Consider the following 20,953-nt stretch of genomic DNA (forward strand, 5'->3'; position numbering starts at 1 on the left):
CTGCGCCGGGAGGGATCAATGTTTACTCTTGATGCAGGAGTGACGATTGATCTGGAGGCCGCGATGCGCACACGACTCGCGATGGCGGTGGTCGTCGGCTGCTCGGCGCTGCTCGCCGGGTGTTCGGCGACGGTGTCCGGGAACGGCGCGAACGGTGTGACGGTGATTCCGGGCGGCGTGGGGCCGGGGATCGCCACGCCCGCTCCGGAGGCGCCCGCGGCGACGACCACGGCACCGTCGACCACGACCAGCGCGCGGCCCTCGGGCGCGGCCGCGACGGCGGTCGTCCTGCCGGAGAACGGCAACGGCGACACCGTCATTCGGACGCGGAGCGGGCGCACCACCTGTCGGGTCAGCGAGACCAGCGTCGGCTGCCAGTTGGAGTTCGACCGACCCCGCCCGCGGACGGAATCCGGCGACGACGCGAACGGCGTGAACATCACGAGCGACGGCGACCTCACCTACGTGCTCGGCAATCTCGGAGTGGCGGATCCCATCACGCTCGACTACCGGACCTACACGGCGCGCGGATGGTTCATCGTCGCCAACGAGTACGGAACCGCCTTCACCCACCGGACCACCGGGCACGGGATGGTCGTCGCCTCGTCGGGCGTGAAGACCTTCTAACGCGGGGTCGTGATCACCACGACGGCCTCGGCGCCGTCGACGGTGGCGAACCGGTGCGGCCCGTCGCTGGTCCAGCTGCGCGAGTCGCCCAGCTGCACGAGTCGTTCGTCGCCCAGCGGGCCGACGGTCAGCGCCCCGTCGACCACCGTGAGGTGCTCCCGGACCCGGTCACCGTGCCCGGGGGAGACATGGTCCGACCCCGCGGGGAACTCCAGGCGGAAGACCTCGACGGTGACGCGGGGCAGGTGTCGCACGGAGAGGAGAGCGGTGCGCATGCCGCCGTCGGCGACGCTGTGGGCCCCGGGGGATTCGCCGACCAGGGCGGTGAGGGGCACGTCGAGCGGAACGCAGAGGGCGTAGAGGGTCTCGACCGTGGGATTGCGCCCGCCGGCCTCGATCTCCGAGAGCGATCCCTTGCCGACACCCGCGCGGCGGGCGAGTTCGGACAGGCTGAGGCCGCGTTCGGTGCGGAGTTCGCGGAGACGGCCGCCGATATCGGGGGAGGGCATGACCCCATGCTACGTTCTGTTCATGGAACGTTCTGAGAACGGAACGATGGTGCCCGTCGGGGCGGGCATCGTCACCGCCCTCGTCGGCTACACCTCCGCCTTCGCCGTGGTGCTCGCGGGCCTGCGCGGAGTGGGGGCGAGCCCGGGGCAGGCCGCGTCGGGGCTGCTGGCGGTCACGGTGACCATGGGAGCGGCATCTGCGCTGCTGTCCTGGCGGTACCGGATGCCGATCATCAGCGCCTGGTCCACGCCCGGTGCCGCGCTGCTCGCGACCACCGGCGCCGTCGCAGGCGGGTGGCCGGCCGCGGTCGGCGCGTTCGTGGTGTGCGGCGTTCTCTTCGTGGTGACGGGGCTGTGGCCGGCCCTTGCGCGGTGGGTGCAGCGGATCCCCGCGCCGATCGCGCAGGCCATGCTCGCGGGCGTCCTGCTGCCGCTGTGCATCGCGCCGGTGAAGGCGCTCGCCGCGCATCCCGCGGCCGTCGCGCCGGTGCTGCTCGTGTGGCTGGTGCTGCTCAAGGTCCGACCGCGGTGGGCGGTCCCGCTGGCGTTCGTGGTGGCGTTGGTCGTCATCGCGATCGCCCTGGTGCGCGACGATGCCGTCCCCGCCGTCTCGGCGCTGGTGCCGCACGTGGAGTGGACGACGCCCGCCTGGACGCTGCAGGCGATGACCGGCGTGCTGCTGCCGCTCTACATCGTGACCATGGCCTCGCAGAACATCCCCGGCGCGGCCGTGCTCGCGACCTACGGCTACTCGGTGCCCTGGCGGCCGGCACTGACGGTGACCGGTGTCCTGTCGGCGGTCGGCGCGCCCTTCGGCGGGCATGCGATCAACCTCGCGGCGATCAGCGCCGCCCTCGCCGCAGGACCGGATGCGGGGCCGGCGTCGCGCCGCTGGATCGCCGGTGTGTCCTCGGGTGCCGCGAATCTCGTTCTCGGCGTGGTCAGTACGGGCCTGACAGCGGTCGTGCTCGCGGCGCCCGAGGGGGTGATCCAGGCCGTCGCCGGCGTCGCGCTCGTGGGCGCGTTCGCCGCTGCGTGCGCGGGGGCGATGGCGGAGGAAGCGGCCCGGGTACCGGCAGCGGTGACCTTCGTCGTCGCCGCGTCCGGGACGACGGTGGCCGGTATCGGGTCGGCGTTCTGGGCGCTCGTGGTCGGCATCGTCGTGTACGTGCTCCTGGGCGTACGGCGCTCGCTAGAGGAGTGAATCCTGCTGAGGCTTCGACGTTGTGGCGGTCGTGGACGTCGACGTGGACGTCGGCGTCGTGGTCGTGGCGGTGGTGGTCGTGGCGGTGGTGGTCGTCGTGATCGAGGTGGGGGTGGCGCTCGTCGGCGTCGTCGTCGACGAGGTGGTCGTCGTCGACGTCGGTGTGCCGGTGGGCCGCGGCACGGTGGAGGTCGTCGGCCGCGCGCCGTCCGTCGGCCTGACGAGGAGCGCGGGGTCGACCCGGTCGGACGGGTGCTCGGCCATCGTCCGCGGTGCGGGGTGCGCCCCGGGATTGTTCGCCGTCGGGCCCGCAGTGGTTCCGGCACCGTCGTCCCCGCCCGAGCCGGTCACGGCGAACGCGCCGCCGAGGGCGAGCGCGGCGACGGCCAGCGCACCTGTGGCCGCGGCGAATCGTTTCCGGCGACCGCGGGTGGAGGGGCGATCGTCCCGGGGCTGTGCCCGGACGGTGGATCCGGTGGGCGCTGGAGCCTGAGGCCGCGTGATCACCGTGCGCGGCTCGACGGGGCGGCGCACCGTCGGGGCGTACGCTGCGGTGCGGTCGGTCCGGGACCGGCCCGCCGGAGACCGCCGGGCCTGCGTGATCGCCTCCGCCAGCTCGCCTCCGTCGGCGTATCGGCGCTGCGGGTCCTTCTCGAGGGTGCGCATGATGACGTCGTCGATCGAGCCGGGGACCCACGCCGGTAGAGCCGGTGGCTCCTGCCGGATGTGCTGGACGCAGAGGGCGACCGCGGTCTCCGCGGCGAACGGCGGACGGCCGGTGAGGCATTCGTAGCCGACGACGCCGAGGGCGTAGACATCGGAGGCGGCGGTGGCGTCCTCGCCGGAGGCCTGTTCGGGGGAGATGTACCGGGCGGTGCCCATGACCAAGCCGGTCTTGGTGACGGGTGCGGCGTCGACGGCTTTGGCGATGCCGAAGTCGGTGATCTTCGCCTGCCCGGTGGGGGTGATGAGGATGTTGCCCGGTTTGACGTCACGATGCACCAGCCCTGCCGTGTGGGCGACCTGGAGAGCGCGGCCGGTCTGTTCGAGCAAGTCGAGGGTCTGGGCTTCGCTGAGGTGGCCGAGGCGGGAGAGGACGGCGTTGAGGGGTTCGCCGTCGACCAGTTCCATGACGAGGTAGGCCAGGGGCGCGCCGCCGGCCCGGTCCTCGGTCTCGCCGTAGTCGTAGACACCGGCGATACCGGGGTGGTTGAGGGCGGCGGTAGTGCGCGCCTCGTTGCGGAAACGGGTGAGGAACTCCTGGTCCTCGGAGAGTTCCGCTCTGAGCACCTTGACCGCCACGCGCCGGTCGAGGCGGGTGTCGATCGCCTCCCACACCTGGCCCATGCCGCCGGTGGCGATGAGCCGGAGGAGTTCGTAGCGGTCGGCGAGTGCGGTTCCGCAGCGCATGGTTGGTCCTCCTTCGTCGGGGATCGTCGCTCGTGCACCGGCTCGGGCCAACAGTGGACGATGGGCGCGCACAATCGGCACGGAGCGCCGTGCAGGACGGATCGGGGTACGGCGTACTTCCGGTCTATCTCGGAGGAGGGCCGAATCGTTACTGAAGTGCCTCGGGCGCCGTGGCGCCGGCGTGTTGTGTCGGGATGACAGGATTCGAACCTGCGACCCTTCGCTCCCAAAGCGAATGCGCTACCAAGCTGCGCCACATCCCGTGATCGCTCGCGCGACCAGGTAGAGAGTACCTGCAGGGAGGACTCCGACTGCGCTCGTATCGGCGGAACCGGCCCGAGGGCGCTAATGTGGGCGGCGGCCGTGACTGGCGCATCAGCTGGGACACCAGTGGGGAGCGGCCCACCGGAGCATCCGTGCCGCGCGCCTGGGCAGTTCGACCCAGGAGGCGCCCATGCCCGTAACCACGATTCTGTCCGGCAGCGACCCCGCGCGGCGCATGAACGCCGCGACCGCTGCGCGAGCCGCCCGGCTGACGGTCGTGCCGACCCTGGCCACGGTCCTCGTCGGCGATGATCCCGGATCGGCGAAGTACGTCGAGATGAAACGACGTCGTTGTGCGCAGTTCGGGCTCGGTTCGAAGCACGTGCACCTTCCAGCGGAGACGTCCACCTCAGCCCTCCTGACGGTCCTCGCCGGCCTCGCCGAGGACCCGGATGTGCACGGCATCCTGCTCCAACACCCGCTTCCACCACAGATCGATGAACGCGCCGCGTTCGACGCGATCCCGCTCGCGAAGGACGTGGACGGGACGAGTTCCGCGGCTTTCGCCGCCGCGGCGCTCGGGCGACCCGGCCACCGGAGCTGCACGCCCGCGGGGATCGTCGCACTGCTGGACCATCACGGCGTGGAGCTCGCGGGTGCGGACGCGGTGATCGTGGGCCGATCCGCGATCCTGGGGAAACCCTTGGCGGCGATGCTCACCGAACGCGATGCGACGGTCACGGTGTGCCACAGCCGCACGAGGGATCTCGGCGCGCACACCGGTCGTGCCGACGTCGTGGTCGCGGCAGCCGGAAGGCCGGGCCTGATCACGGCGGAAATGATCCGTCCCGGCGCGGTCGTCGTCGACGCGGGCTTCACCCCGGGCGATGTCGCGCCGGACGCGGTGGGAGTGGCGGGTGTCCTCACGCCGGTGCCGGGCGGAGTCGGACCGATGACGATCTCGATGCTCCTGGCGCACACCGTCGATGCCGCTGAACAATGTGCCCGTGAGTAACGATCCGGACAGGAGCTCGACGATATCCGCACCCGGCCCGCCGTCCACACGGCCACGGAACGGATTGTCCGCTGGAACTGACGGCTGCTAACCATCTCCTGCAGGCTGGCAAACTGGTCGGATGACGAGAACGCGCGGCACCCTGCTGCTGGCCTCCCTGCTCGCCACGACTGCGCTGACCGTGGTCCTCGGGACCACCGATACGGCGGCTCCGCTCACGTACCCGAGCCGGTTCCTCATCTGGAACCTCTTCCTCGCCTGGATCCCGATGCTGTTCGCGGTGGGCTTCTCGACGGTGCGCCGCCGCTGGGCGCTCGTTCCGCTCGGGCTGGGCTGGCTGGCGTTCCTGCCCAACTCGCCGTACCTGGTCACCGATCTCGTGCACCTGGGAGACGGGGAGAACATGTGGCGGCACGTGCTGCAGTACGGGTTCGCGGCCTGGACGGGAATCCTGCTCGGCGTCGTCTCGATGCTGCTGGTGCACCGGCGCGTGCAGCGCGAGTTCGGCGCGCGCTGGGGCTGGCTCGTGGTGGTGTTGAGCGTAGGGCTGTGCGCGATCGGCGTGGTGATCGGGCGGTTCCAGCGCTGGAACTCGTGGGACCTGGTGACGCGGCCGGACGCCGTCGTCTTCGCCACGCTCGACTGGGTCACCTCGCCCTTCTCGTACGTTCAGTCCACCGGGGTCGCGGCCGCGGTGGCCGCGTTCTTCGGGCTCGCGTACCTGACGATCTTCTCCCTGACGCCGCCGGTCGCGGCCGCGACGGAGTCGGCCCCGGACCGGGAGTGAGCGGCGTACCGTCGGGCCTGTGTACCTGGAGCGATTCGTCGCGGACGGCTACCTGGACGCCGACCGCGCAGACAGGCTGAGCTGGGAGTCCGCGCGGTACGTGTCGCGGATCTACCTGGTGGTGGGCGGGCGTCGCCTGCTCGCGCAGAACCTGCCGCTGTGCTGGGCCGACCTCGGCGTCGGGCCCGGTACGCCGATAGCCCTGGAGGTCACCAGTGGGAATCGCGGACTGCTGGAGGACGAGCAGCGCGCGATCGCGGGGTTCGCGGACCGCTTTCGCGAGGTCCTGATCCCGCCGGAGCCGCGTCGGGCTCGCCGCTGGTGGTCCCGCAGGGGCTGAGCCGGCCCGTGCGGTTCTGGCACGGTCGAGTCAGCCGTGGAACAGCTGCAGCGCGGCGTCGACGGCGTTGTAGAGGCCGTACAGCAGGGGGATGGTGACGACGGCCCAGGTCACCACGAGCTGGACGGTGTGCCGCTGGGCGGCTTCGGTCTCGGTCACGGGTTCACTCCTGTCAGTGGGCCGCTTCGACGGCGTCGACGACGGGGCCCTTCTCGTGCCAGCGCGCGGACACGGGGCGAATGGCGAGGTTGGCGAGGAAGCCGACGACGAGCACGCCGACCATGATGTACAGCGCCAGATGGTAATCCGAGGCCTCGAGCGGGATCGTTGTGCCGGTCGCGTCGACGCGATCCTTCTTCGAGTCCAGCACCCGGTTGACGATCAGCGGTCCCAGTACGCCCGCCGTCGACCACGCGGTCAGGAGCCGGCCGTGGATCGCGCCCACCTGGTACGTGCCGAACAGGTCCCTCAGGTACGCGGGGACCGTCGAGAAACCGCCGCCGTAGAAGGAGATGATCACGGCGCAGAACAGTACGAACAGCGCCGTCGACGATGCGCCGACGGTCGCGAGCCCCAGGTACAGCAGGATTCCCACGCCGAGGTACATCATGTACGTCGGCTTGCGCCCGATGTAGTCCGAGGTGGTGGACCAACCGAGCCTGCCCGACATGTTCGCGACGGACAGCAGGCCCACGAACCCCGCGGCGACGGTCGCCGACACCGTGGACACCCCCGAGCCGTCGCGGAAGAAGTCCTTGATCATGTCGGCGGCCTGCTCGAGGATGCCGATACCCGCGGTCACATTGCACAGCAGCACGATCCAGAGCAGCCAGAACTGGGGCGTCTTGATCGCGTTGGCCGCGGAGACGTTCCCGGCGCTCACCATCGACTTCGACGTGGCGGCCGCCGGATCGAATCCCGCGGGCAGGTAGCCCGGCGCGGGCACGCGAATGGTGAAGACGCCCATCATCATCACCACGAAGTAGGCGATGCCGAGGGTGATGAACAGTTTGGTCACGGCGCTGCCGCCGGCCGCTGCACCTCCGTACCAGTCGAGCAGTTCCTTCGACAGGGGCGAGGCGACCATGGCGCCGCCGCCGAATCCCATGATGGCCATGCCCGTTGCGAGCCCTGGACGGTCGGGGAACCACTTCATCAGCGTGGAGACCGGCGAGATGTAGCCGAGCCCGAGTCCGATGCCGCCGACCACGCCGTAGCCGAGGTAGAGCAACCACAGCTGGCCGGTCGCGATGCCGGCCGCGGCGATGAGGAAGCCCGCGCCCCAGCAACTCGCCGCAGTGAACATGGTGCGCCGCGGCCCGACCCGGTCGACCCAGGTGCCGAACACCGCGGCGGAGAGACCCAGCATGACGATGGCGATGGAGAAGACCACGCCGATCATCGTCTTGTCGGTGTCGAAGTGCTTGACCAGTGCATCCTTGTAGACGCTGGTCGCGTACACCTGCCCGATACACAGGTGGATCGCCAGTGCCGCAGGGGGGATCAGCCACCGGTTGTAGTGCAGCGGTGCGACGGAGTGCTCTCGATCGAGGAACGACAGTGCGGCCACTGCGCGAAACTAGCAGCCCGGAGGGTGCGACGGTGCCGGTCCGGCAACTTAGGACCGTCAACGTACGAGCGGGTCGCGGCCCTCGAGGAGCGCGGCCAGCACGTGCGCCTGACTGATCCCCTCCGCCTTCGACGCGGTCAGCAGCGTGACGGGCCCGTTTGCTACGAGCTTCGCAAGGTCCGCATACGCCGCGGCCGCCTCGGGCTCCGCGAGCTCGGCGCGGTACCGCGTCACGAACTCCGGGTACTTCGCCGGATCGTGCTCGTACCACTTGCGCAGCTCGGTGGACGGCGCCACCTGCTTGCACCACTCGAACAGGTCGGCCCGGTCCTTACTGACCCCGCGCGGCCACAGGCGGTCGACGAGGACCCGCTTCCCGTCGGTGGCCTCCTCGGCCTCGTACACCCGCTTGACCTGCACAGTCATTGTCGCACCTTCCGTCGTTCGCTCGGCTGCGATGCGCCTCGCGTTCCGCAGCACGTCCTCCAGCATGGCCGGTGTGAGCCGTCCGGTGAAGGTGTTCTGCTGGCTCACGTGGAAACACCCGAGGACGGTGAGCCGGCGTCCGTCCGGGTGCCGCAGGTCCACTCGTGCGCCGTGGCCGAACTTCGGGCGGGGCCGAGGGACCGTCCACCCGCCCTCCGCGAGCACGGAGAACAGTGCCTGCCAGCCGAACCCGCCCAGCACGACGGCGACGCGCACCGTCGGGAGGAGTTCGAATTCGCGTGCCAGGAAGGGTGAGCAGGTGCGGCGCTCCTCCGGCGTCGGCTTGTTGTCCGGCGGTGCGCAGTGGACGGGGGAGCTGATCCGGGTGTCGACGAGTTCCAAGCCGTCGTCGATCGCGGTGGCCGTGGGCTGATTCGCCAGGCCCACCGCGTGCAGCGCGGCGAACAACACGTCTCCGCTGCGGTCGCCGGTGAACATCCGGCCCGTGCGGTTGGCGCCGTGCGCCGCAGGCGCCAGACCGACGATGAGGATCGACGCGCCGACCGGCCCGAAACCGGGAATCGGCCTGCCCCAGTAGGTCTGGTCCGCGAACGACGCGCGTTTGACCCGCGCTACCTCCTCGCGCCAGGCGACGAGCCGCGGGCACGCCCGGCAGGTGGTGATCAGTGCGTCCAGTTCCTGCACGGTCCGTGCGCTTCCCGCCGCCGACGGTGCGTCCTCCGGTCGGGTGGATCGGGCTCGCGTGGGCATGCTTCGAGGCTATCGCTGTGAAGGAAAGTGCTCCGGATATGGGCGAGGCCGGTGGCACCTGTAACGCGCCCCGGCCTCTGTTTCACTGAGCGGTTTACAGTCACGCTCACGAACTTGAGTACAAGGATAGCAGGATTCGCCGAGTATTCGAAATCGTGCACCCGCTCGGCTCCTCGGCGCACGACCCGGTCACAGGCGCGCGTAGGTCTCGATGTCCTCCGAGAACTCCGCGGCCACCGCCGGCGAGACCGTGGCTCGGGTCGCGCCCAGCGCTGCGAGGTAGTCGTCGGTGCTCAGCTCCTGGGGCGGGGCGCCTTCCTCGGCGTCGAGCGCACGGGCCAGGGCGTCCTGTGAGGCGCGCCGCGCCGCGTACTCGATGTCGGCGGGGGTCATGCCCTCGCTGGCGACGGTCAGGGCGTCGATGTCGATCGCACCGATCACGTGCTCCGGGATGTAGCGACCCCAGATCGCGGAGCGTGCGCCGGCGTCGGGGAGCCCGATCGGCATGACGTAGTCGAACCGGCCGTGCCGGAGGAACGCGTCGTCGAGCGCGCGGACGAAGTTGGTGGCGCACACCAGGAGTCGACCCTCCTGGTCGCGGAACTCCGCCACCTGCTTGAGCAGCTCGTTGGTCACGCCCTGCGTGGGTGACGGCGGGTCGCCGCGGCGGTGCGAGGCGATCTCCTCCACCTCGTCGATGAACACCACGGCGTGCTCGAGCGATGCGATCGATTCGAACGCGGACCGCAGTGCGCCGGCGAGGCCGCCGGGGGAGTCGGCGAGGCGGGAGGGGAAGAGCTCCACGAAGGGCCAGTCCAGTCGCGATGCGACGGCTTTCGCGAAGGTCGTCTTCCCGGTGCCGGGCGGACCGAAAAGCATCACCGCGTGCGGCGGCATCACGCCGAATCGCTCCGCCATGTCCGGTCGCGCGAGCGGCGTCACGAGGCGCTGCTCGAGCATCTCCTTCTCCTGTCGCATGCCGCTCACGCCGTCCCACAGGTGCCGCGGCAGCAGCCGCCCGCCCACCTCCTTGAGCAGGTCGAGCTCGCGGCGCTGCACGGGCATCGAGCGCTCCAGGTACCGCACCGGATCGCGGATCTCGAAGCCGTTCTCCGACAACGCGGCTGCGGCATCGTCGTCGCCCGAGGTGAGGACGGAGAGCTTGCCGAGCCCCAACGGGGCCATCCGCCGTTCCAGGGCGTCGAGCAGCGTGCCCGCGACGCGACGGTCGATGTCCGGGGCGACGTCGAAGAACACGATCCACCCCTGAGCGTGGGCAGCGCGGCCCACCGCCACGGCGACCACGCGATCGTCCACCGTCGCGACCATCGCGTGGTCCTGCTGACACGACGCGATGACCTCCGCCATCGAGTACACGGGCGTCGTGCCGCGGTGGTGCGCGGCCTCCCACAGCTGCACGACGGTGTCGAGGTCGTCGTCGTGGAAGTCCCGGATGCGTGGCCTCATGGGTGGCAGTGTGGCACGGGTCACATGTGTGCGCATGTGGGTTTTGCGGGTCCGAACCCACGGTGCCTCAGGGGTCGCGCCCCGAGGGTCGCGGTGTTGGGAGTCCCACCGATCGCGGAGGACACTGGGCACCGGAACACTGTGCCACCGGGTACGGAGCGGACGGGCGGGGCGGCGATGCGGGCGGTGCGGTTCGATGAGTTCGGTGGGCCGGAGGTGTTGCGGATCGTCGAGATCCCGGCGCCGCACCCGGGCCCGGGGGAAGTGCGGATCGCCGTGCTCGGCGCTGGGGTGAACGCGAGCGACTGGAAGAAGCGCGAGGGCCTGATGGATCCGGGACTACCGCAGTACCTGGGCTACGAGGCGGCCGGAGTCGTCGACGAGGTGGGCGAGGGAGTCTCGGACACCATGCTCGGTGACCGGGTGTTCGGCTTCTGTCCCGACGGCAGGGCGCAGGCGGACCTTGCGGTGCTCGCGCACTACGCACCGATTCCCGCCGGACTCGATGCGCAGGCCGCGGCCGCCCTGCCCTCCGCCGTCGAGACCGCGACCCGGGCCCTCGATCAGCTCGGTGTGCAGGGCGGGACCGTGCTGATCAACGGCGCGTCGGGTGGCATCGGCAGTGCCGCGGTCCAACTGGCGGTGGCGCGGGGAGCGCGGGTGATCGGCATCGCGGGACCGCGGAACGCCGAGTACGTCCGCGATCTCGGCGCCGATCCCGTCGCCTACGGGGAGGGCGTGGTGGAGCGCGTCCGTCGGATGGTGCCGGGCGGTGTCGATCGCGCCCTCGACATCGCCGGCAACGGAGTTCTGCCGGAACTGATCCTGCTGGCCGGCGGGCCGGATCGAGTGCTCACCGTCGCCGATGTCGACGGTGCCGCGGCGTACGGCGTCGTCTTCAGCCGCGGCGACGGCGGGCGTGCGCTGCACGCGTTGGACGATCTCGGCGTGCTCCTGGCCGCCGGCCGCTTCTGCGTACCGGACGTGCAGGCCTTCCCGTTGGCGGAGGTGGCGCGGGCGCAGGAGCTCAGTCGGCGCGGCGGGTTCCGCGGCAAGATCGTGCTCGTGCCCGGCGAATGACGGTGTGCCCGTTCACGGGAGCCGAGCGACCCGTCTGATCCACGCCGTCGCCGCCACCGAGATCGCGGCCGTGGCGACCAGATATCCCGCCGCGGGCCACGGCGCACCGTCGGCCCCGTGGATCAGGGCGGTGAGGATGAGGGGAGTCAGGCCCGACGCGTAGATACCCGAGAACTGGTACACGACGGACAGTCCCGTGTAGCGGACCTCGGTGGGGAACAGGCTCGCGAAGAAGGTGCCCTGCGCGGCGTAGAAGAGGCCGTGGACGAACCCGAACACCACGACGAGGCCCACCGTGAACCAGGCGATCGACGCGGTCCCGAACAGTGCGAACACGGGGAACACCGCGAGGCCGTAGAGCAGCACGCCGGTGCCGTACACCCGGCCCGGCCCGATCCGGTCCGCGAGTGCGCCCGCGAACGGGATCACCGCGGCCATGACGAGGGCGGCCGCGGTCACGGCGAGCAGTACCCCGATCTTGTCCATCGCGAGCGTCGCCGTGGCGTAGGTGATGGCGAAGACGCCCCACGTGTTGAACGCGCTACCCTCGGCCCACCGCGCGAGGCACCCGGCGATCGTGTTGCGGCGCAACACGGGATCGCCCAGCAGCTGACGCAGGGGCGTGCGGGTGGTGTCCAACGTCGCCCGGGCCGCCACGAACGCGGGGGTCTCGTCGACCGCCAGCCGTACGGCGACGCCGATCACCACCAGCACGATCGACACGGCGAAGGCGATCCGCCACCCGAACCGGAGGAACTGGTCGTCGTCGAAAACCGTTTGCAGCAGTGCGAAGACGGCGGTGCCGAGTCCGAGGCCGAGCGCGAGACCCACCTGCGGGACCGCACCGAATCGGCCCTTGCGGCCCTCGGGCGCGTGCTCGACGGCCAGCAGGACCGCGCCCGCCCACTCCCCGCCGAGCGCGAAACCCTGGACGATCCGCAGCAGCAGCAACAGGATCGGGGCCAGGACACCCACCTGGCCGGCGGTGGGGAGCGCGCCCATCAGTGCCGTCGCCACACCCATCAGCAGCATCGTCAGCGCGAGGGTCTGCCGCCGGCCGATCCGATCACCGACGTGCCCGAAGACGAGACCGCCGATCGGACGCATGACGAAGCCCACGGCGAACGTGACGAAGCTGAGCATCGTTCCCACGAACGAACTCGTCTCCGGGAAGAAGAGTTTGGTGAAGACCAACGATGCCGCGGTCGAGTAGAGGAAGAAGTCGTACCACTCGACAGTGGTGCCCAGCAGCGACGCCGCGACCACGCGCCGCAACTGCGCAGGGTCGGGAGCGGAGGGCGCGGGAACGGGTTCGACGGTGGCGGTGCTCACCGATCGGAAGCTATCGGCGGTCCGGGGTCCCCGTCACCGGTTGTGCTCGCGGTGACCGTAATCGACGTCAGTACGTCGAGGACCGGTTCGTCTCCGCCCAGGTCCGCTCCGCCTCGGACTGCGCCGGTGGGGGTACGAGGCCGTTGATCATCCACATCTCCTCGCTGGTGTCGTCGACATGGAATTCCCACTGCAGGTCGGGGTGCCGGGCGAGCGACGGTGCGACCATCCCGCGCACCCACTGCGCGATCTGTGTCCGACTGGTCGAATCGGCGGCGTGGCGGGCGATGTGGTCGATCGCGATGCGCACCGCGACCGGGGCGCTGGTGCCGCCGATGAAGAAGTCCTGTGGTGCGACCTCGTGGAAGAGGACGACGACGTAGAAGCGCGGCAGGCCGATCGCCGCGTACTGATCGGTGATCGCTGCGGCGAGCGATTCCTTCTCGGCGGCGGTGAAGACATCGGGCGTGTGGTGGATGTTCCAGAGCGGCATGATGATTCCTTCGGTTCGGATTGGTCGGGTCAGGCGCCGGCGGGGAAGGTCAGGGCTTCGACGGGGCCGGAGAGGGCTGCCTTCGTGATGGTCGTGATCTCGTCGGCGAGGATCTCCACCTCGCCGGTGGCGACACCGTCGAGGATCGCCGTGGCGATCTCGTCGGGCGTCGCCTTGGGGACCGGGATCGCCGACACCATGTCGGTATCGATGAAGCCCGCGTGCACGCCGACGACCTGGGTGTTCTGCGCGGCGAGTTCGACACGGAGCGAATTCGTGATCGACCACGCGGCGGCCTTCGACGCGCCGTAACCGCCGGAGCCGGACAGCCACGAGAGCACGGAGTGCATGTCGACGAGGGCGCCACCGCCGTTCGCCGCCAGTACCGGAGCGAAGGCCCGCGCCACGCGCAGCAGGCCGAGCGCGTTGACGTCGAACATCGCCTCGATGTCCGCGAGCTCGCCGGTCGCCAGTGGTGTGGGAGTCATGATCCCGGCGTTGTTGAACACGACCTCGGCATCCGACGCGAGCCGCGCAAGGGCCTCGGCGGATTCCGTCGAACGGACCTCGAGGGCGACGGGAACGACCTCGGGGCGGGGATCGGTGAACGGCTCCCGCCCCGTCGCGTAGACCTTGCGTGCCCCGCGGGCCAGCGCCCCGTCGACCAGCGCGGCACCGAGGCCCCGTCTGCCTCCCGTGACGACGATGACGGCGTCCTTGATGGCGACCATGACTGCTCCTTCTGAGTAATGACTACGTTAGTCAGCTCGATTCAAGCATCTTCGTCTGGGTAACGCAAGCGTTAGTTATGATCGGGTGATGGAGTTCGAGGAGCGACTGCGGGACCGAAGTACCTGGGCGATCGGCGACGGCTGCTCGGCCGCGCGCACGCTGGACCTGCTCACCACGAAGACGGTGTTCCTCGTCGTGCGGGAACTCCTCTACGGCACGACGCGCTTCGACGATCTCGTCACTCGGACGGAGACCTCCGCCCCTGCGGTGTCGCGCGCGCTCAAACAACTGACCTCGGCGGATCTCATCGCAGCGACGGAGTACCGCGAGCCCGGGGCGCGTACCCGCGCGGAGTATCGGCTCACGGCGGCGGGTCAGGACCTGCTGCCGGTGTTCCTCGCGCTGATCCAGTTCGGCGACGCCCACCTGCAACCCGAGGGGGCGCCGCTCGTCTTCGTGGACACGGAGTCGGGGGAGCCGGTCCGGACCAGGCCGGCCGCGGCCGGGACGGAGGTTCTCCCGGACGCGATCGAGATCCGGCTCAACCGGGACCGGTGGGGCGCGCCGGAGCGCGTCAACCCAGCAGCTTGCGGCGATCCGAGTGCAGGAAGGTCACCAGCGTGATCGCACCGCAGAGAAGGCCCGCCGCGAGGATCACCTGCGGGCCGGTCACGAAGGAGCCGATGATGCCGCCGACCGCGGCGCCGAGGACGAATCCCGCGTACACGAGGGCGTAACCGAGCCAGTCGAAGACGGTGCCGTTGCCGGTCGCGTGCCGCTCGATACCCTGCCCGAGCTTGACCAACGTGCCCGTCACGTACGAGAGAGGGACCGAGACCTCGCCGTTCTTCGTGAACGAGGTGTTCAGGGCGCCCAGCGAGAAGGTGATGATCAGGATGGGGATGAAGCGCACCTGGGGCTCCGCGAAGCCGTCCAGAACGAAATCCGTCGCCGACGCGAGCAGCAGGCCCGCGGTGGTGAGCACCGTCGGCCCGTGCGCGTGGTTCTGCCAGAAGTAGCGGCGGCAGATCGACGCCACGACGACACCGATCACGAAGGCGACGATCAGCGCCGTGGCCGCGAGCGCACCCGCCCCGGCCACCTGCTGCGCGTCGGACGCCTTGAACCACGTGAGCACGGCGCGTTCGGTGTTGCCCGTCATGAAGGTCACGAAGTATCCCGCGGAGTGCAGGAAGGCGACCGCGCCGACCATGCCCGCCATGCCGGCGAGGAGCCAGGACAGGCGTGCGTCGGGTCCGATCGCGGCGTCCCGGGAGACGACCGGGCGGGGCTGCGGCTTCGTGGGCTGTTGCTCCGTCGGGGTGGTCATTCCCCATGGTTACCGACGGGAAGCATCCTTCGCCGTACGGCCGCACCGATTCACACCCGGCCGCCCGTCAAGGGCGGGTCACATCACGAGCCGGGGGAGGCCGAGGTCACGCCGGTGCGTCGTCCACCGCGAGGAAGTCGCGCTGGAAGACGCCCATGAGCCGCGCATCGCGGTACCGGCCGTTCGAGAAGAACTGCTCGCGGAGCAGCCCTTCCTCGGTGAACCCCAGCTTCTCGTAGACGTGCGCCGCCTTCTCGTTGGCCACGTCCACGTAGAGGTACACCTTGTGCAGGTTGAGGATCCGGAACGCGTAGTCGAGCGCCCTGCGGGTGGCGATGCTCGCGTAGCCGCGCCCCTGCTGCGCCGGCGCCACGATGATCTGGAACTCGCAGTTCCGGTGGATGACATTGATCTCGACGAGCTCGACCAGGCCCACCGGCAGCCCGTCGTTCTCGATGATGAACCGACGCTCGCGCTCGTCGTGGATGTGCCGCTCGTAGATGTCCTCGAGCTCGGCCAACGCGTCGAAGGGCTCCTCGAACCAGTACGACATCACTGCCCGGTCGTTGAACAGGCCGTGCACGAACCGCAGGTCCGTGCGTTCCATCGCGCGCAGCTGGACGGTCATGGAGTCCACGCTAGGCCGCCGTGGGGCCGATCGCCAGTGGGTCCGCCTCCCGGGGATGCGCCCCTACTGTGCAGCCAGCCCGATGCCGAGGAACACCACCGCGAGCAGCGGCGCGAAGCCCTGGATCGCCGCCGCGCGGAGCTTGGTCCGGTCCGAGAGGGCGAGCACGAGGGCCGCCGCGAGCATCGAGCCGACGCCCACGAGGATCAGGGTCGCGCCGACGGCGCGCTGCGGCCCGAACAGCGCGAGGCCGAGGAACACCGCGATCGCCAGGAACAGGTTGTAGAAGCCCTGATTGAAGGCGAGAGGCCGGGTGATCTCCGCCGTCTCTGCCGTCGTGCCGAAGGTCGCACGCGATCGCGGCGACGTCCACGCGATCGATTCCAGGTAGAAGATGAAGCAGTGCACGAGCGCCGCGACGGCGGCGAGAACGAGTCCGGCGGGGATCATGTGTTCATCATGGCCGATGACCGCCCGTCCGCCACCCTCCCGGCCTGAACCGGCCCGGCACCGTCGCGTACGATTGTCCGAGTGCCGTGGGCCCGACGGGGCCCCGTGCTGCCCGCAGGAAACCGCACATCAGGCGGCCTCCTGCTGATACCAACCCGAGGAGAACGAGTGAAGAGCACCGTCGAGCAGCTGAGCCCGACTCGCGTCCGCCTGAGTGTCGAGGTTCCCTTCGACGAGCTCGCGCCCGATTTCGATCGCGCCTACGAGACGCTCGCGCAGCAGGTCAACATCCCCGGCTTCCGCAAGGGCAAGGCCCCCGCGAAGCTGATCGAGGCGCGCGTCGGCCGCGACGCCGTGCTCTCGCAGGTCATCAACGACGCGCTGCCCGGCAAGTACAGCCAGGCCGTCCTCGACTCCGAGGTCAAGGCCCTGGGACAGCCCGAGATCGACATCGACAAGCTCGAGTACGGCGAGACCTTCTCGTTCACCGCCGAGGTCGACGTGCGCCCCGAGATCACGCTGCCCGACTACTCGGCCATCGAGGTCGAGGTCCCGTCACTCGAGGTCACGGACGCCGATGTCGACGAGCAGATCGAGGGCCTGCGCGCCCGCTTCGGCACCCTCAAGGGCGTCGAGCGTGCGGTCGAGACCGGTGACTTCATCACCATCGACCTGTCGGCCACCGTCGACGGCGCGGACGTCGAGGACGCCAAGACCACCGGCCTGTCGCACGAGGTCGGCAACGGCCAGCTGATCGACGGGCTCGACGAGGCCGTCGTCGGCCTGTCGGCGGGCGAGTCGAAGACCTTCCCGACCACCCTCGTGGCCGGCGAGTTCGCGGGCAAGGAGGCGGACGTCACCGTCGTCGTCGGTTCCGTCAAGGAGCGCGAGCTGCCCGAGCTGGACGACGAGTTCGCCCAGCTCGCGAGCGAGTTCGACACCGTCGACGAGCTGCGCGCCGACCTGCGTGAGCGCGTCGAGCAGAACAAGCGGCTGGGCCAGGCCGCCGACATCCGCGACGCCGTGCTCGACAAGCTGCTCGAGTCCGTCGAGGTGCCGCTGCCGGAGGCGGTCGTCAAGGAGCAGACCGACGCCAACGTGCACGACGTGCTGCACCAGGTGGGCCACAACGAGGAGCTCCTCGAGACCGCGCTCAAGGCGCAGGGCACCACGCGCGAGGAGTTCGAGAACCAGGCCCGCGAGTCGGCCGAGAAGCAGGTGAAGGTCCAGCTGCTGCTCGACGCGATCGCCGACGCCCAGGACGTGCAGGTCGACCAGCAGGAGCTGCAGGAGCACATTCTCTTCCAGTCGCAGCGCTACGGCGTGCAGCCCGCCGAGTTCATCCAGCAGATCCAGCAGGCCGGGCAGCTGCCCGCCCTGTTCCAGGAGGTCCGCCGGGGCAAGGGCCTCGCGGACGTCGTGCTCGAGGTGACGGTCAAGGACGCCGACGGCAACGCCGTCGACACCAAGGCACTGTTCGACCGTGACGACGCCGGCGAGGAGCTCGCCGAGGAGGCCGCCTCCGAGGAGGCCGTCGTCGCCGAGGCCGAGGAGATCACCGCCGAGGGCTCCGCCACCGACGAGAAGTAGTTCGACCAGGGATCGCCCCGCAGCCGGATCCGGCTGCGGGGCTTTCTGCCCTCAGCGGAGCCGGGCGCGCCGGGGGACGTTCCGCCCCCGTGCGTTCGTTAGTGTCGATGTCAGCAAAGAAAGGCAGGGAGCAGCGGATGACCTCCAACCCCATCATGCGGACCGGACTCGCCGGTTTGAACCTCAACGATTCGGTGTACAGCCGCCTCCTGGAGTCGCGGATCATCTTCCTCGGCAGCGAGGTGAACGACGACATCGCGAACCAGCTCTGCGCGCAGATGCTGCTGCTGTCCGCGGAGGATCCGACCAAGGACATCAACCTCTACATCAACTCGCCCGGCGGCAGCATCTCCGCCGGCATGGCGATCTTCGACACCATGGAGTTCGTCGAGTGCGATGTCGCGACGTACGCGATGGGCATGGCCGCGTCGATGGGCGAGTTCCTGCTCGCCGCCGGCGCCAAGGGCAAGCGCTACGCGCTCCCGCATGCGCGCATCATGATGCATCAGCCGTCCGCCGGCATCGGCGGCACCGCGGCCGACATCGCGATCCAGGCCGAGCTCTACCGCAAGACCAAGATCGAGATGAACCGCCTCAACGCGCAGTTCACCGGCCAGCCGATCGAGAAGATCGAGGCCGACGCGGACCGCGACAACTGGTTCACGGCCGAGGAGGCCCGCGACTACGGCTTCGTCGACCATGTCGTCAGCCGCGCGAGCGCCGTCAAGTAGCGAGAGGACTTCACTTCAATGACCGACGGTTTCCCCCAGAACACGGCGCAGGGCCTGCACCTGCCGCCGCAGTCCCGCTACACGATTCCGCAGTTCTTCGAGCGCGCCGCCAACGGTGAGCAGCGGGTCATGGACCCGTACGCCAAGCTCTTCGACGAGCGGATCATCTTCCTCAAGACCCAGGTCGACGAGGTCTCGGCGAACGACGTGATGGCGCAGCTGCTGGTGCTCGAGTCGCAGGACCCGGACCGCGACATCACGCTGTACATCAACTCGCCCGGCGGCAGCGTCTACGACGCGCTGGGCATCTACGACACGATGCAGTACGTCCACTGCGACGTCGCGACCGTCGTGCTCGGCACCGCGGCGTCCGCGGCGGCCATCCTGTTGGCCGGCGGTACGCCGGGCAAGCGCGCCGCGCTCCCCAACTCGACGGTGCTGATCCACCAGCCGCGCAGCGGCGGCGGGGCTCGCGGGCAGGTCTCGGACCTGGAGATCCAGGCGGCCGAGATCGAGCGCGTACGCAACCGTCTCGACGAGATCCTGGCGAACCACACCGGCCAGACCTTCGAGCGGATCCGCAAGGACACCGACCGCGACAACATCCTGACGGCCGACCAGGCCAAGGAGTACGGCATCGTCGACACGGTGTTCCCGTACCGCAAGGCGTCCGCCAAGTAATTCGAGCAGGTGACCGGGGGCCGCGACACGCCGCGTGAGCGGGTTCCGCGGCCCCCGGCGCCACCTGCAGCAAGCTGTTCATATCGGTCGCCGGGAATTCGGTTCGCGGGTACCGTCGACATCAGACGTCGGCTGCCCTCGGGACTGCGGGCAGACCAGTCATCGGCAAGGGAAGTAGGGCACGGCATGGCACGGATCGGGGACGGCGCAGACCTGTTGAAGTGCTCCTTCTGCGGAAAGAGCCAGAAGCAGGTCAAGAAGCTGATCGCCGGTCCCGGCGTGTACATCTGCGATGAGTGCATCGACCTGTGCAACGAGATCATCGAGGAGGAGCTCGCGGAGTCCAGCGATGTGAAGCTGGACGAGCTGCCCAAGCCGGTCGAGATCCGCGACTTCCTGGACAACTACGTGATCGGGCAGGACTCGGCCAAGCGGAACCTCGCGGTCGCGGTCTACAACCACTACAAGCGGATCCAGGCGGGCGAGCGCAAGGACGCGCGCGGCGAGAGCGTGGAGCTGGCGAAGTCCAACATCCTCATGCTCGGCCCCACCGGCTGCGGCAAGACCTACCTGGCGCAGACGCTGGCGAAGATGCTCAACGTGCCCTTCGCCATCGCCGATGCCACCGCGCTCACCGAGGCGGGTTACGTCGGCGAGGACGTGGAGAACATCCTCCTCAAGCTGATCCAGGCCGCCGATTACGACGTCAAGCGCGCCGAGACCGGCATCATCTACATCGACGAGGTCGACAAGATCGCCCGCAAGAGCGAGAACCCGTCGATCACGCGCGACGTGTCCGGCGAGGGCGTGCAGCAGGCGCTGCTGAAGATCCTCGAGGGCACGCAGGCCAGCGTCCCGCCGCAGGGTGGCCGCAAGCACCCGCACCAGGAGTTCATCCAGATCGACACGACGAACGTGCTGTTCATCGTGGCGGGCGCCTTCGCCGGGCTCGAGAAGGTCGTGGGCGACCGGATCGGCAAGCGGGGCCTGGGGTTCGGCAACGAGGTGCGCACCAAGAGCGAGGTCGACACCGTCGATCACTTCGCCGACGTGCTGCCCGAGGACCTGATCAAGTTCGGCCTGATCCCGGAGTTCATCGGCCGCCTCCCCGTCATCGCGTCGGTGTCCAACCTGGACAAGGAGTCGTTGGTCTCGATCCTCTCGGAGCCGAAGAACGCCCTGGTCAAGCAGTACCAGCGCCTGTTCGAGATGGACGGCGTGGAACTCGAGTTCGACGAGGACGCCCTCGGTGCCATCGCCGATCAGGCCATCCATCGCGGCACCGGAGCCCGCGGGCTCCGCGCGATCATGGAAGAGGTCCTCAACCCCGTGATGTTCGACATCCCGTCGCGCGACGATGTGGCGAAGGTCGTCGTGACGGGGGAGACGGTGCGCGACAACGTGCTGCCCACCATCGTGCCCCGCAAGCGCTCGCACGAGCGCCGCGAGAAGAGCGCGTAACCACGCGTCGACCGCGCCCCGACCGGAACCGGTCGGGGGCGCAGTCGTTTCCGCG

Annotated in this window: 23 protein-coding genes, 1 tRNA gene, 1 pseudogene and 1 riboswitch; of the genes and pseudogenes, 11 read left to right on the forward strand and 14 right to left on the reverse strand. The window is 69.6% G+C overall.

Annotated elements, in window-relative coordinates:
- Positions 1-39 precede the first annotated feature (39 nt).
- Positions 40-627 (forward strand): hypothetical protein, encoded by a 588-nt coding sequence (locus tag AXK60_RS09950; protein WP_068570992.1) that lies wholly within the window; start codon positions 40-42, stop codon positions 625-627.
- Here the strand turns inward: AXK60_RS09950 and AXK60_RS09955 are convergent.
- A complete protein-coding gene (locus AXK60_RS09955) occupies positions 624-1,136 on the reverse strand; it encodes a helix-turn-helix domain-containing protein (RefSeq protein WP_068570993.1) in 513 nt (170 codons plus the stop codon). The genes AXK60_RS09950 and AXK60_RS09955 overlap by 4 nt on opposite strands.
- Positions 1,137-1,158: 22 nt before the next feature.
- Between AXK60_RS09955 and AXK60_RS09960 the strand changes: the two genes are divergently transcribed.
- Complete coding sequence (locus AXK60_RS09960) at positions 1,159-2,340, forward strand: benzoate/H(+) symporter BenE family transporter (RefSeq protein WP_139057863.1); 1,182 nt, start codon at positions 1,159-1,161, stop codon at positions 2,338-2,340.
- Here the strand turns inward: AXK60_RS09960 and AXK60_RS09965 are convergent.
- Both AXK60_RS09965 and AXK60_RS09970 read right to left on the reverse strand, forming a co-directional pair.
- On the reverse strand, positions 2,329-3,750 hold the full coding sequence (locus tag AXK60_RS09965) for a protein kinase domain-containing protein (RefSeq protein WP_068570995.1): 1,422 nt from the start codon (positions 3,748-3,750) through the stop codon (positions 2,329-2,331). The two genes, AXK60_RS09960 and AXK60_RS09965, sit on opposite strands and share 12 nt — an antisense overlap.
- Positions 3,751-3,939: 189 nt before the next feature.
- Positions 3,940-4,013, reverse strand: a tRNA-Pro gene (locus tag AXK60_RS09970).
- Positions 4,014-4,103: 90 nt separating this feature from the next.
- A riboswitch (ZMP/ZTP riboswitch) is annotated at positions 4,104-4,190 on the forward strand.
- Between the two features lie 14 nt (positions 4,191-4,204).
- On the opposite strand from AXK60_RS09970, the gene AXK60_RS09975 reads away from it, so the two are divergent.
- From AXK60_RS09975 to AXK60_RS09985, 3 genes are all read left to right on the forward strand, one after another.
- Positions 4,205-5,029 (forward strand): bifunctional 5,10-methylenetetrahydrofolate dehydrogenase/5,10-methenyltetrahydrofolate cyclohydrolase, encoded by an 825-nt coding sequence (locus tag AXK60_RS09975; RefSeq protein WP_068570996.1) that lies wholly within the window; start codon positions 4,205-4,207, stop codon positions 5,027-5,029.
- A gap of 121 nt (positions 5,030-5,150) precedes the next feature.
- Complete coding sequence (locus tag AXK60_RS09980; protein WP_068570997.1) at positions 5,151-5,816, forward strand: DUF1361 domain-containing protein; 666 nt, start codon at positions 5,151-5,153, stop codon at positions 5,814-5,816.
- A 19-nt stretch (positions 5,817-5,835) separates the two neighbouring features.
- A complete protein-coding gene (locus AXK60_RS09985; protein WP_068570998.1) occupies positions 5,836-6,156 on the forward strand; it encodes a hypothetical protein in 321 nt (106 codons plus the stop codon).
- 30 nt (positions 6,157-6,186) lie between these two features.
- Here AXK60_RS09985 and AXK60_RS27800 read toward each other — a convergent pair whose 3' ends face one another.
- From AXK60_RS27800 to AXK60_RS10000, 5 genes and pseudogenes are all read right to left on the reverse strand, one after another.
- On the reverse strand, positions 6,187-6,315 hold the full coding sequence (locus tag AXK60_RS27800; RefSeq protein ID WP_280512885.1) for an MFS transporter small subunit: 129 nt from the start codon (positions 6,313-6,315) through the stop codon (positions 6,187-6,189).
- A gap of 13 nt (positions 6,316-6,328) precedes the next feature.
- On the reverse strand, positions 6,329-7,726 hold the full coding sequence (locus AXK60_RS09990) for an L-lactate MFS transporter (protein ID WP_068570999.1): 1,398 nt from the start codon (positions 7,724-7,726) through the stop codon (positions 6,329-6,331).
- Positions 7,727-7,783: 57 nt separating this feature from the next.
- A complete protein-coding gene (locus tag AXK60_RS27615) occupies positions 7,784-8,152 on the reverse strand; it encodes a DUF488 domain-containing protein (protein ID WP_175399984.1) in 369 nt (122 codons plus the stop codon).
- Between the two features lie 27 nt (positions 8,153-8,179).
- Positions 8,180-8,923: pseudogene (locus tag AXK60_RS09995) on the reverse strand (uracil-DNA glycosylase); the annotation flags it as partial.
- Between the two features lie 189 nt (positions 8,924-9,112).
- The gene (locus tag AXK60_RS10000) at positions 9,113-10,390 is read right to left on the reverse strand and encodes an ATP-binding protein (RefSeq protein WP_068571000.1); all 1,278 of its coding nucleotides are present in this window, start codon (positions 10,388-10,390) and stop codon (positions 9,113-9,115) included.
- A gap of 177 nt (positions 10,391-10,567) precedes the next feature.
- Here AXK60_RS10000 and AXK60_RS10005 point away from each other — a divergent pair, with 177 nt between their 5' ends.
- Complete coding sequence (locus tag AXK60_RS10005) at positions 10,568-11,470, forward strand: NADP-dependent oxidoreductase (RefSeq protein WP_068571001.1); 903 nt, start codon at positions 10,568-10,570, stop codon at positions 11,468-11,470.
- 12 nt (positions 11,471-11,482) lie between these two features.
- Here AXK60_RS10005 and AXK60_RS10010 read toward each other — a convergent pair whose 3' ends face one another.
- The 3 genes from AXK60_RS10010 to AXK60_RS10020 form a co-directional block, all read right to left on the reverse strand.
- Positions 11,483-12,802 (reverse strand): MFS transporter, encoded by a 1,320-nt coding sequence (locus AXK60_RS10010; protein WP_068571002.1) that lies wholly within the window; start codon positions 12,800-12,802, stop codon positions 11,483-11,485.
- A gap of 67 nt (positions 12,803-12,869) precedes the next feature.
- On the reverse strand, positions 12,870-13,295 hold the full coding sequence (locus AXK60_RS10015; RefSeq protein WP_068571003.1) for a tautomerase family protein: 426 nt from the start codon (positions 13,293-13,295) through the stop codon (positions 12,870-12,872).
- A gap of 29 nt (positions 13,296-13,324) precedes the next feature.
- Complete coding sequence (locus AXK60_RS10020) at positions 13,325-14,026, reverse strand: SDR family oxidoreductase (protein ID WP_068571004.1); 702 nt, start codon at positions 14,024-14,026, stop codon at positions 13,325-13,327.
- Between the two features lie 88 nt (positions 14,027-14,114).
- On the opposite strand from AXK60_RS10020, the gene AXK60_RS10025 reads away from it, so the two are divergent.
- The gene (locus AXK60_RS10025; protein WP_068746801.1) at positions 14,115-14,651 is read left to right on the forward strand and encodes a winged helix-turn-helix transcriptional regulator; all 537 of its coding nucleotides are present in this window, start codon (positions 14,115-14,117) and stop codon (positions 14,649-14,651) included.
- Here AXK60_RS10025 and AXK60_RS10030 read toward each other — a convergent pair.
- The 3 genes from AXK60_RS10030 to AXK60_RS10040 all read right to left on the reverse strand — a co-directional run bounded on the left by AXK60_RS10030 (position 14,602) and on the right by AXK60_RS10040 (position 16,435).
- Positions 14,602-15,357, reverse strand: coding sequence for a YoaK family protein (locus tag AXK60_RS10030; protein ID WP_082777945.1), 756 nt, complete (start codon positions 15,355-15,357; stop codon positions 14,602-14,604). The genes AXK60_RS10025 and AXK60_RS10030 overlap by 50 nt on opposite strands.
- 106 nt (positions 15,358-15,463) lie before the next feature.
- Positions 15,464-15,985 (reverse strand): spermidine N1-acetyltransferase, encoded by a 522-nt coding sequence (gene speG / locus AXK60_RS10035; RefSeq protein WP_068571005.1) that lies wholly within the window; start codon positions 15,983-15,985, stop codon positions 15,464-15,466.
- A gap of 63 nt (positions 15,986-16,048) precedes the next feature.
- A complete protein-coding gene (locus AXK60_RS10040) occupies positions 16,049-16,435 on the reverse strand; it encodes a DUF1304 domain-containing protein (RefSeq protein ID WP_068571006.1) in 387 nt (128 codons plus the stop codon).
- A gap of 168 nt (positions 16,436-16,603) precedes the next feature.
- On the opposite strand from AXK60_RS10040, the gene tig reads away from it, so the two are divergent.
- From tig to clpX, 4 genes are all read left to right on the forward strand, one after another.
- Positions 16,604-18,025, forward strand: coding sequence for a trigger factor (tig, locus tag AXK60_RS10045; protein ID WP_068571007.1), 1,422 nt, complete (start codon positions 16,604-16,606; stop codon positions 18,023-18,025).
- A gap of 137 nt (positions 18,026-18,162) precedes the next feature.
- Positions 18,163-18,756, forward strand: coding sequence for an ATP-dependent Clp protease proteolytic subunit (locus AXK60_RS10050; RefSeq protein ID WP_175399982.1), 594 nt, complete (start codon positions 18,163-18,165; stop codon positions 18,754-18,756).
- 18 nt (positions 18,757-18,774) lie between these two features.
- Entirely contained in the window at positions 18,775-19,437 is a 663-nt protein-coding gene (locus tag AXK60_RS10055) for an ATP-dependent Clp protease proteolytic subunit (RefSeq protein ID WP_068571008.1), read from the forward strand.
- Positions 19,438-19,623: 186 nt separating this feature from the next.
- Positions 19,624-20,898 carry an ATP-dependent Clp protease ATP-binding subunit ClpX gene (clpX, locus tag AXK60_RS10060; protein ID WP_068571009.1) on the forward strand — a complete coding sequence of 425 codons (1,275 nt, stop codon included), beginning with the start codon at positions 19,624-19,626 and terminating at the stop codon, positions 20,896-20,898.
- Positions 20,899-20,953 lie beyond the last annotated feature (55 nt).

The organism is Tsukamurella pseudospumae (assembly GCF_001575195.1).
Lineage (GTDB): Bacteria > Actinomycetota > Actinomycetes > Mycobacteriales > Mycobacteriaceae > Tsukamurella > Tsukamurella pseudospumae.

What these genes read in the sequence shown, in the direction of transcription:
- AXK60_RS10020 (WP_068571004.1), bottom strand. Translation starts at nt 14,026, where the DNA reads ATGGTCGCCATCAAGGACGCCGTCATCGTCGTCACGGGAGGCAGACGG.
- speG (WP_068571005.1), bottom strand. Translation starts at nt 15,985, where the DNA reads ATGACCGTCCAGCTGCGCGCGATGGAACGCACGGACCTGCGGTTCGTG.
- AXK60_RS10040 (WP_068571006.1), bottom strand. Translation starts at nt 16,435, where the DNA reads ATGATCCCCGCCGGACTCGTTCTCGCCGCCGTCGCGGCGCTCGTGCAC.
- clpX (WP_068571009.1), top strand. Translation starts at nt 19,624, where the DNA reads ATGGCACGGATCGGGGACGGCGCAGACCTGTTGAAGTGCTCCTTCTGC.
- AXK60_RS10030 (WP_082777945.1), bottom strand. Translation starts at nt 15,357, where the DNA reads ATGACCACCCCGACGGAGCAACAGCCCACGAAGCCGCAGCCCCGCCCG.
- AXK60_RS10000 (WP_068571000.1), bottom strand. Translation starts at nt 10,390, where the DNA reads ATGAGGCCACGCATCCGGGACTTCCACGACGACGACCTCGACACCGTC.
- AXK60_RS10050 (WP_175399982.1), top strand. Translation starts at nt 18,163, where the DNA reads ATGACCTCCAACCCCATCATGCGGACCGGACTCGCCGGTTTGAACCTC.
- AXK60_RS10025 (WP_068746801.1), top strand. Translation starts at nt 14,115, where the DNA reads ATGGAGTTCGAGGAGCGACTGCGGGACCGAAGTACCTGGGCGATCGGC.
- AXK60_RS09955 (WP_068570993.1), bottom strand. Translation starts at nt 1,136, where the DNA reads ATGCCCTCCCCCGATATCGGCGGCCGTCTCCGCGAACTCCGCACCGAA.
- AXK60_RS09975 (WP_068570996.1), top strand. Translation starts at nt 4,205, where the DNA reads ATGCCCGTAACCACGATTCTGTCCGGCAGCGACCCCGCGCGGCGCATG.
- AXK60_RS10055 (WP_068571008.1), top strand. Translation starts at nt 18,775, where the DNA reads ATGACCGACGGTTTCCCCCAGAACACGGCGCAGGGCCTGCACCTGCCG.
- AXK60_RS09980 (WP_068570997.1), top strand. Translation starts at nt 5,151, where the DNA reads ATGACGAGAACGCGCGGCACCCTGCTGCTGGCCTCCCTGCTCGCCACG.
- AXK60_RS09960 (WP_139057863.1), top strand. Translation starts at nt 1,159, where the DNA reads ATGGAACGTTCTGAGAACGGAACGATGGTGCCCGTCGGGGCGGGCATC.
- AXK60_RS09965 (WP_068570995.1), bottom strand. Translation starts at nt 3,750, where the DNA reads ATGCGCTGCGGAACCGCACTCGCCGACCGCTACGAACTCCTCCGGCTC.
- AXK60_RS10015 (WP_068571003.1), bottom strand. Translation starts at nt 13,295, where the DNA reads ATGCCGCTCTGGAACATCCACCACACGCCCGATGTCTTCACCGCCGCC.
- AXK60_RS10005 (WP_068571001.1), top strand. Translation starts at nt 10,568, where the DNA reads ATGCGGGCGGTGCGGTTCGATGAGTTCGGTGGGCCGGAGGTGTTGCGG.
- AXK60_RS27615 (WP_175399984.1), bottom strand. Translation starts at nt 8,152, where the DNA reads ATGACTGTGCAGGTCAAGCGGGTGTACGAGGCCGAGGAGGCCACCGAC.